Source organism: Bifidobacterium aerophilum (assembly GCF_010667685.1).
GTDB lineage: Bacteria > Actinomycetota > Actinomycetes > Actinomycetales > Bifidobacteriaceae > Bifidobacterium > Bifidobacterium aerophilum.
This window is the reverse complement of record NZ_WHZW01000036.1, coordinates 1-9,230: the sequence shown is the minus strand read 5'-3', so window position 1 is coordinate 9,230 and position 9,230 is coordinate 1. Positions and strand designations below refer to the sequence as shown.

General features: G+C 64.9%; 10 protein-coding genes and 1 other RNA gene. 1 reads left to right on the top strand and 10 read right to left on the bottom strand.

What is annotated here, in order from left to right; genetic code table 11:
- Nucleotides 1-159: 159 nt before the first annotated feature.
- Nucleotides 160-556, top strand: a transfer-messenger RNA (tmRNA) gene (ssrA, locus tag GFD25_RS11695).
- Between the two features lie 226 nt (nt 557-782).
- On the opposite strand, the gene GFD25_RS11690 is transcribed toward ssrA, so the two are convergent.
- From GFD25_RS11690 to GFD25_RS11645, 10 genes are all read right to left on the bottom strand, one after another.
- Nucleotides 783-1,046 carry a phage holin gene (locus tag GFD25_RS11690; RefSeq protein WP_163233024.1) on the bottom strand — a complete coding sequence of 88 codons (264 nt, stop codon included), beginning with the start codon at nt 1,044-1,046 and terminating at the stop codon, nt 783-785.
- 51 nt (nt 1,047-1,097) lie between these two features.
- Complete coding sequence (locus GFD25_RS11685; RefSeq protein ID WP_239512566.1) at nt 1,098-2,363, bottom strand: GH25 family lysozyme; 1,266 nt, start codon at nt 2,361-2,363, stop codon at nt 1,098-1,100.
- Nucleotides 2,364-2,437: 74 nt separating this feature from the next.
- Complete coding sequence (locus tag GFD25_RS11680) at nt 2,438-2,764, bottom strand: DUF2746 domain-containing protein (RefSeq protein ID WP_163233022.1); 327 nt, start codon at nt 2,762-2,764, stop codon at nt 2,438-2,440.
- A gap of 144 nt (nt 2,765-2,908) precedes the next feature.
- Nucleotides 2,909-3,217, bottom strand: coding sequence for a hypothetical protein (locus GFD25_RS11675; RefSeq protein ID WP_163233020.1), 309 nt, complete (start codon nt 3,215-3,217; stop codon nt 2,909-2,911).
- 10 nt (nt 3,218-3,227) lie between these two features.
- Entirely contained in the window at nt 3,228-3,740 is a 513-nt protein-coding gene (locus GFD25_RS11670) for a hypothetical protein (RefSeq protein ID WP_163233018.1), read from the bottom strand.
- 44 nt (nt 3,741-3,784) lie between these two features.
- Complete coding sequence (locus GFD25_RS11665; RefSeq protein WP_163233016.1) at nt 3,785-4,705, bottom strand: hypothetical protein; 921 nt, start codon at nt 4,703-4,705, stop codon at nt 3,785-3,787.
- A gap of 48 nt (nt 4,706-4,753) precedes the next feature.
- On the bottom strand, nt 4,754-7,939 hold the full coding sequence (locus GFD25_RS11660) for a tape measure protein (RefSeq protein ID WP_163233014.1): 3,186 nt from the start codon (nt 7,937-7,939) through the stop codon (nt 4,754-4,756).
- A 3-nt stretch (nt 7,940-7,942) separates the two neighbouring features.
- On the bottom strand, nt 7,943-8,335 hold the full coding sequence (locus GFD25_RS11655; protein ID WP_163233012.1) for a hypothetical protein: 393 nt from the start codon (nt 8,333-8,335) through the stop codon (nt 7,943-7,945).
- Nucleotides 8,299-8,658: a hypothetical protein gene (locus tag GFD25_RS11650; RefSeq protein ID WP_163233009.1), complete on the bottom strand. Its 360-nt coding sequence runs from the start codon at nt 8,656-8,658 to the stop codon at nt 8,299-8,301. Before GFD25_RS11650 ends, GFD25_RS11655 begins: the two co-directional genes overlap by 37 nt.
- 14 nt (nt 8,659-8,672) lie before the next feature.
- A partial coding sequence (locus GFD25_RS11645; RefSeq protein WP_163233007.1) for a hypothetical protein occupies nt 8,673-9,230 on the bottom strand: 558 nt, incomplete at its 5' end.

Below are 9,230 nucleotides of genomic sequence, written 5' to 3'. Positions count from 1 at the left end.
AGGTTTAGGCACCACCCATTCTGCCTAGAAGCCTCTAACTATTCCCACCCCTCCATCAGAACAGCAAACACGGTCCCGATCATCAAGTGACTTGACATGTTGCTTTGATGGGGTTATATTGAAAAGTCCGTGAAAACGGAGGCTTGATAATTCAAGATTGGGGTCGATCGGTTTCGACGGTGACCTGTTCGTCGCAGGGAAGCGTGCCGAGAACGCCGGGTCCGCTCGTGGATGCCCCCGGCAAAAGAATAAGTGCTAAATCTAACCGCACTGAGTTCGCTCTCGCTGCCTGAGCTTCGCGCCAGGAGTAACCAGCGAGCAGCCGCTCCGTTCGCTCCCTCTCGTCTTTGGGGGGATGCCGAGCGTCGTTAAGAAGACTTGCTGATATAGCCGCGTTGCAGGTCTGTATCGGGACTTTTACTGCGAATATGCCCGCCATCGGTTGTCTGCGACATAGATGGGGGCAGAAAAACTGCCAAACGGCCAGCAGACTACGCACGTAGAAGACTGAGGGTACGGTTACCGGACCGGGGTTCAATTCCCCGCGACTCCACTGTTCCGCTTCGGCGGAAACAAGCCGCTTTGCCTTACGGGAGTAGGGCTGAGCGGCTTTTTCTCATTTCCGTGAATCACGTGGAATTACCCTGTTTTTCGGAAAAATGTGGGCAAAATGTGGGCACGAAACCAGCCCTAAAACCATTGCCGTAGAACGCAAAAGAGCCGCCCTCACTCTCCAAGCCAGGGGAGTGAGGGCGGCTTAAAACCGGGCGCAAATTATTCCATCAGGACTTTCTGGCCGTGATCGCCTTGAGGTGGCTTGCGCCGATGATGACGCCGACGGCCAGGGCGACGGCGGTGATGCTGGTCGCGGCCGGGTCGGCCCACGTCCAGCCCCATACGGGGCCGAGCGCCTGCACGAGCGTGGCAAGTGCGGGCAGGACGATCAGGGCGACCCATTTGAGGATGTCGTACACGCGGCTGTGGATGAGCCAGTCGGGCACGTCACTCGTATCCGCGGTGTCATCGACATTGGTCTGGTCTGTCATGATGCTCCTTGAAAGGTAATGGCCGCGCCTGTGTGGGACGCGGCCAGGTGGTTATCGCAGTACCTGTCCGGGGTAGATCAGGTACGGGTAGGAGATACCGTTACGCGCGGCGGCGGCCTGCCAGCCGGTCCCGTAGATCGACCACAGGCTCTCGCCCGCCCGCACGACATGACCGGACGGCGTCGAGGTCGTCACACTCGGGGCCGCGCCCCGGTAGGTGACTGTCTGGCCGGGCCAGATGCGGTTGATGTTGCCGCTGGGCACGCTCCACGCGGACAGCGGGTAGAGGCCGGTTCGCGCGGCGATCGCGCTCATCGTGTCCCCGGCGCGCACGGTCACGCTCGTCGAGCCGGAGGACGTGGAGCTGCCGGAGCCGTTGGAGGCTAGGAGCTGGTCGACCCGGGCCTGCACCTCGTCGAACCGACTGCCAAGCAACTGTTTGCGCTGGGGCATGTTGCCGTATTCGCCGCGGATGACGGCGCGGGCGATGCTGTCCGTATCACCGGTCGGGGTCGACGGTTTCGGCTCCGACGGGGCGACGGTCGGCGGGGTGACGGGCTTGGTGTCGGCCTGTCCGGCGTACTTGGCCCATGTGACCGCGTCGCCGTAGAACCAGTTGACGTCCACGGCCTGACCGACGCCCGCGACGTTGCCGCTGCTGGAATACTGCCATGCTGCCGCGAACTTCCACGGACTGACGGAGTAGGGCACGTTGCCGGGGTCGCGCAGGCGGTCGCCCGCATAGCCCCTCGGGTAGCCGGCGACCCACAGGCCGTAATCGGCTTGAGCGACCTCGGTCCAGTCGCCGGACTGGACGACCGACGCGCTCATGTAGATGAGCGGCTTGACGCCCCACGCGGCCTGCACGCGATCGAGCCATCGTTTGGCCCACCACGTCTGCGTGTTCCACTTGCCGCCCGGCTCCCAGTCGAGCACGGGGATGACGCCCTGATTCACGTATCCCTTGGTCTGGGAGATGAACCAGTCGGCCTCCGCTTCGGGCGTGTTGCCGAGGTTGGGGCGGGCGAAGTGGTAGACGCCGCGGCGGATGCCCGCGTTGGCGAAGCCGGCCATGGAGCAGTCGGCGGACTTGTCGGTGTATCCGACGCCTTCGGTGACCTTGACGAACGCGAACGACGCGCCCGCGTTCTTCGCGTTTTCGGCGCGGCTCGTGTTGACGCAGCCCTGCCAGTTGGACACGTCGACGCCGCTGTCGGCCAACGCCATCACGGGCGTGACCGCGAGCAGCAGCGCGACCGGCATGGCGATGAGCCGCCACGGCTTGCCCTTGTTACGAATATGGGTGCGGTGATCCAATATCCTTGTCTCCTTTCGATTCCGGTGGATATGGAAAAGGCCCCGCGATTGGAGCGGGGCCTTGGTCCGGTTGGTTATTGTTCGCTGCGACGCAGGTCGTGCAGTTCGCGCCGGAGCTCGTTGACGTTGGATTCGTTGTTCGCGATGCGTTCGTTGACGGTCGCGAATTCGCCGTTCATGTCACGGCGGAGGCGTTCGATCGCGTCGAGCACGCTACGGTTTTTGTCGTCGAGGTCGTCGCGCAGGTTTTTGTCGTGGTTGTTGGTGATCTCGCCGCGCGTGGCCATGTCACGGTCCTCGCCCTTCCTGTTGATCCACAGGGCGGCGACGACCTGGGCGGCGAGGATCATCGCGCTCACGATGACGTACGCCCATGCGGGCAGGCCTGCGGGAAGATTCACGGTGGTCGTCCTTTCAATACATGTCCTCCTCCTTGCTGTCAGCTGGTTTTGGTGAGCGCCCCCGACGTGATCGCGGTCGTCAGGATGACCGCCCACACAGGGGTTGGTCCTGTCAACGCATGGGCCCCCTCCTTAAAGATTGGGTTAGATTCGGTAGAGTCTGGGGGTGAATCGTTGTTTGTTGCAGACGGTGCCTGCGGGCAGGCTGATCTCGCAGTCGTAGTCGCCTGCGGTGATGTGCTGGGGATTGTCGGCGGGGTGCAGGTAGGTGCCGTTGGCTCCGATCTGGATACGTTTGCTGTTGCCTGAGATCAGGTAGTCGCCGTCTGCGAGATGGATCGTCTGCTTGAGGACGGCCCAGTCGGTCGCGGTGCCGTCCGCGATCACGTCTTCCCCGTCCGGCGTGTACGTGATGCCCTTGATAGTCTGCGTGCCCGTGAGCTTGGGCCACAAGTTCTCTAACTCATACCCCCCCCCCATTGAGGCTCGTGTTGTCCGGTTTCATCCATGGGTGCGCGCTGTTGCCGGCTTCGAGTTGGATCTTCATGTCGCCGGTGACGGCGGTGGGTGTGGCCTGCGAGCAGAGGATGTCGAGTCGCAGGTGGGTGGCCGTGTCGGGAATCTGCCCGCTTGTGTTGGGTTGGATCTGCGTGCCGATGATCTGCCCGGCCGCGTCGAGGCATTTGACGCTGACCGACAGGCCGCTGACCGTAGCGGGCACGGAGAGCGTGGCCGTGCCCTTGTACGGGACGGGGAATTTCCAGCCCAGTCCGCTCCATTGCTTGGTTGCGGTGCCGGTGACGTGCAATGATCCGTCGGTGTTGACGGTGGCGGTCAGCCCGTTGCCGGTCGCGGGACCGTAGGAGAGGATGTTGCGGCTGGTGACGGTGACCGGCACGCTTTTGGTGACGGTGCCGGCCGTGAGGTTGAGGCTGGTCCGGCCGAGTGTTTGGCCGGTGAGTGCGATGGCTCCCATGGTGTGGGGTCCTTTCTATGAAGAAACCCCACGCATGGTGGGGTTTAGTCGAGTCGTTCGAGGTACGGGTGACGGATGCCGTCGGGCGGTGTCTGTTTGGCGGTGAGTGCGATGGCGACGGTGTACCGGCCGGCCTCGAGCGTGGCCTGCGGGATCGTGCGGGTGTCGATGAGCGCGGTGCCGGTCGTGTCCCCGTATGCGGTGATCTTGATGAGCGCCCCGTCTCCGTCAGCGTGGTAGTCTCCCGCTTCCAGGGTGACGGGGCGGCTCCATTGGGTGAACGTCGTGGGCGTCGTTCCGGTGAAGCGGATGCCGGTGCCTTCGTAGGCGAGGGTCACGCCGTTCTGCGTGCCGGCCGAAAACTTGGGCAGGAGGTTGTCGCGTACGGTGACCGGCAGGGTCACGCGTTCATTGCCGGATGTCAGGGTGATGGTGGTGGTGCCGACCGCCGCGCCGCCGGTGCCGCCCTGCCGGTCGATGACGAGCTGCTTGTACGGTTTGAGATCGTCGTTGTCGGGATTGTTCTTCCATGTGAGTTTCGCGCTCGTGTCGTTCACGCGCGCGATCGACAGTTTGCTCGGCTCGTCCGGTTCCTTGTATTTGATGCCGCTCGCGTTCACGTTCACGCTGGCGGTGCTGGTGCCCGGCTCGCCGTACGGCACCGTCAGGCTCGCCCGGCACGACAGGCTGCGCGCGTCCTCGGTCCGGCCGACGACGAAATCGTGCGAGTGCACGGTCCGCTCGCCCGGATTCAGCCGCTGGTATCCCAGCGAAGCGCCGGACGAGTCGGTCACGCCCTGGATCCACACGCTCGCCGAACAATTGGACGATTCGGTCCACCAGCCCGACGACATGACCGCGATCGCCTGCACGCGGATCGTGTCCGACGTGGCCGTCGATGACACGACCCACGCGTTGACCTTCACCTTCCAATGACCGACCTGATTGCCATACGCATTGGCCATGATGCCTCCGTTCGAAGAGCCGGAACGGGGATCCCCATCCCGGCCCGGTCATGCGCGGGCGCGCATGGTAACGCCCGCCGCGCCGACCAGTTCGTCGATGATCGACATGAGACGCGGACTGTCGGTCACGCGTCGCGCGTCGATCGTGATGTTGTACGTGGTCGATGTGGCGTTCTGGGTCATGGGATCCATGCCGAGCATCGCCGTGAGGCGTCCATCCCATGCGGCGTGCAACGCCGTGTCCGCCCAGTCGGCCACCATCCGGCCATCCGACGGCTGGATCCTCGGCGAGGCCAGCGCCACGTCGGATAGGCGTGACCGCATGCCGGCCATGACCCGGTCGATGGATCGTTCCGCCTGCGGCATCGCGTCGGTGATTCCCTGCGCGAGCCCCTCGACGAGTGCCCGGCCGGAGTAAGGCGTCCACCCGTGGCCGGAGAACGGGCCTTCCTTGGCGGGACTGAACGGCAGGAAGCCCCTGATTTTGCTCATGACGCCCTCGATCGCCTTGCCGGCGGCGCCGATCATGCCCGTGATGCCGTCGACAAGGCCTTGGATGATGGCCTTGCCGGAGTTCACGAGCCAGCTTCCCGCGTTCGAGAAGAAGCCGGTGATCCGGTCTCGGATGCCCTTGACGGTGTCCACGACATGGTCGACGCCGGCCTTGGCCGCGTTCCTGATGCCGTCCCAGATGCTGGAGAACGCCTTGGACACGGCGGTCCACGCGGCCTTCCACACGCTTTTGATGACGTCCAGTCCGCCCTTGATCGCCGCCTTCAGCGTTTCCCATATGCCGGTGAACAGGCTCTTGATCGTCTGCCATACTCCGGAGAAGACCTGTTTGATGCCGTCCCACGCCTTGGACCAGTCGCCGGTGAACACGCCGGTCAGGAACGTGATCACGCCGGTCAGCACGGTCACGACGCCTTGGATGACGCCGATGATCGTGGTTATGGCTGGGGTGAGCACGCTGATGATGGTCGTGATGACCTGCACGACCACGGGGATCAGCGCGGTGACGACGTTCACGATCGCGGTGATGACCGGGACGAGCATGCCGATCAGCGTCGTCGCGAGCGTGACGAGCACGGGGACGATGCCCGCGATGAACGTGACGATCTGCGCGATGACCGGCATCAGCAGGGATACGACGTTCGTGATCAGCGACAGGATGGGCGGCAGGAGTTGGGCGATGGCCTTCGCGATCATGGTGATGACCGGGACGAGCGCGCCCACGAGCGTGGTGACGATCTGCATGACCGTCGGCAGGAGCTGGGCGATGGCCTGCGCGATCATGGTGATGACCGGGACGAGCGCCTGCGCGATCCCGACGACCGCTTTCACGATCGGCGTGACCAGTGCGGGGCCGAGATCCGCGAACGCCTGCACGAGCTGGCCGATGACGGGCGTGAGCCGGCCGACAGCGTCGCCGATCTGCGCGAACATGTCCGAGAACACGGGTGCGAGGTCCGTGCCGGCCTGCGCGAACGCCTGCACGAGCTGGCCGAACGAGTCCGCCAACGCCGGCAGGTTCGCTTTGATCGGCTCCAATGCCCGCAGGAACCAGTCGCCCAACGCGCCCAACACGGGTGCCGCCGCGTCCGTGAGACCGGAGAACGCTGCGGCTGCGGCCGTGACGATCCCTTCGAGAGCGGGGCCGATCTGTCGGACGAATCCGTCGATCGAATCCGCAAGGCCGGCGAACACACCGCCGACGGTGTCGCCTGCGGTTCGCAATGCGGGGCCGATCGCGTCGGCGATTCCGCCGACCGTGTCCATGAACCCTTGCACGAGGCCCTGCAGGACGGGCAGCACGGCCTGCCATGCGTTCTGGACGGCCTGCCATGCCGGGGCGAGGAAATCCATGAACGACTGCCATGCGTTGCGACCGGTTTCGGTCTGCGTGAAGAAGAACGCGAGACCGGCAGCGACGGCCGCGATGCCGGCCGCGACCAGTCCCCACGGGCCCAGTCCGAGCGCCCTGCTCAATCCGGTGATGCCTCCGCCGGCCTTGCCGGCCTTCGTGGCGATCTGGCCGAGCGTGCCCGACATCGACCCGATGGCCCTTGTCCAGCCGGTGGACGACGACCCCATCAGCTTGAGGCTTTGCGACAGCGCGGAGAACGCGTTGCCTTCCTTGCCGGCCGTTTCCGAGGCGAGCTTGAGCGCCGCGGTGAAATCCCTGAGCGTACCGGCCGTGGACGTGAGGAACGCGGCCGTCTTCAGCGTGGCGATGCCCGCCGCGATGGCGATCATGGCGCTGTTGACCGGCCCTCCGTTGTCCACGTACCATTGCAGGCCGTTCCTCAATGATTCGAGTGCCTTCGTGGCTTCGGGGATCGCGTTCGTCAGCCCGTTTTCGATGGCCTTGCCGACTTGTTCCATCGCGGGTTTCGCGACGGCGGCGAACCCGTCGATGATCGGGATGGCCTGGTTGAACATGCTGGTCAGGCCCTTGATGACCGGCGTGGCGATGGTCTCGCCCAGCCGGCTCAATGCGGCCCTGACGTTGCCCATGGCGCCTTCGAAGCTGTCCCCGGCGGATTTGGCGGCGCCGCCGAGATGCTCCCTCATCGCGGCCTCGAACTCCTCGAACGACACCTTGCCGTCCGAGACCATCTTCTGGGCCTCCGCGCTGGTGACCTTGAAATGGTCCGCGAGGTATTGCAGGACCGGGATGCCGGACTGCATGAGCTGGAGCATCTCGTCGCCCTGCAGCTTGCCCTTGGCGGTGACCTGCTGGAAGATCAGGCCCATGTCCTGGAAGGACCGGCCCGATACCTGCGCGACGTCACCGACCGTGGTCAGCACCGTGGACAGGCTCTTGCCCTGTTTGATGCCGGATGCGACCAGTCCGGCCGCGACCGACGCGGCGTCGCCCAGGCCGAACGCGGTGCCCTTGACGGACGCCAGCGCGTCGGACATGATCCCGTCGACGCTTTTCGTGTCGTGGCCCAAGGCCTTGAGCTTGGTCTGCGCGCGTTCGATGTTCAGCGCGCGGTCGAAGCCGCCCTTGGCGGCCAGTCCCGCGATCGCGCCGGTCACGGTGCCGACCGCGCCGACGCCGATCTTGCCGACCGTTTTGAACGCGCCGCCGACCCGGCTCAGGATCGTTTTGCCGGACTGTCTGACGCCCTTCGTCGTGCCGTCGTCGATGGCGCCCTCGATGGCCTTGCCGAGGCCCTTCGCGGACGGCTGGATGATGATGTAGCCGGTGCCGAGCTCCTGAGCCATGCGTCAGCCTCCCGTCCCTACGATGCCGAGCCGTGCCTTGAGCCGGCTCCGCAAGCGCTCGTCTTTCGCACGCGGGTGCGGCGAATCGCGTCCGATGTCACGCCGCTGCCAGTCGGGCCTGCGGCGTAGCTTGCTCGCGCCCTGGTTGACGGCGTGGATGTACTTGTCGGCCGGGTCGGGGATGTACGCCCATCCGGCCAGTGCGGCGAAGCTGTGGCTGGAACGGTCCATGAGGATCTCGCGGAGCATCGGCCACGCCGCGCGGGCCGGCGTGATCCGCGGATCCCACGGGCCGCCCCAGCAGGCGATCCAGTCGTATTGCAGCGCGGGACGGTTCGCGTACCACAGGTGCAGGAGCGTCAGGATTTTGGGTCGGTGCGGGACGCTTCGACCCATGCGGCGATGATGCGGCCGATGTCGGCCATCTTGTCGCCGCTCCTGCGGTCGATCTCGCGTTCCAGTCGCGGGTATTCGCGCAGCAGGTAGGAGAGGATCACGCTCATGAACCCGATCTTCTCGTCCTGGTCGAGGTTGTCCCAGCCGCGGCTGACCGCGCTCATGCCGGCGGTCAGGACCGCGAGCGGCACGTGCCGGGAGTCGTCCAGTCGGGGCAGGCGCATTTTCACGTCGCCGTACTGGATGCGCACCGGGCGCGCGTCCTCGCCGTCGGCTTCGGTTTCGGGGGTGATCAGCGTGTATTCGTCGCTCATGTCGCTCATGGTTTCCTCGATTCTCATGCGGTCTTGGCGAACCCGTACGCCTTCATGAAGTACGGGTTGTCGGCGGAGTCCTTGTAGGTGCGCAGGGTCATGCCGAAGTTCTGCAGGTTCGACACGTTCCAGGTGATGTCCTCGCGTTCGCCGACCTTGGCCTTCGGGATGTGCAGGAGGATCAGGTCCTCGGCCTGGCTGAGGCCGGCGACGACGTACTGGGCGAACGTGTTGCAGTCCGCGGCGCTGACGGTCAGTCCGCCGTCCGCGTCGTGGGTCGCGTCGAAGTACGTTTCGACGACCTCCTTCTTCGATTCGAGGCCGGCGAATTGGATCGTCCAGTAGCCGCCCGAATTCCAGGAGAGGACCACGTTGCCGTTGTGGCCGGTGAAGTCGTTGCTGTCGCCCGCCTCGGGGTGGATCGTGATGCCGTCCTCCGAGAAGTAGCCGAACGGTTCCTTGCCTCTGGCGGGACGCCAGTTCTGGCCGAACGTGATCTTCTCGCCGATCGGGTATTTGAAGATCGCGGCCTCCTTGATGAGGCGCACGAAATCGCTGTTGTTGCCGTCGGACACGAACTC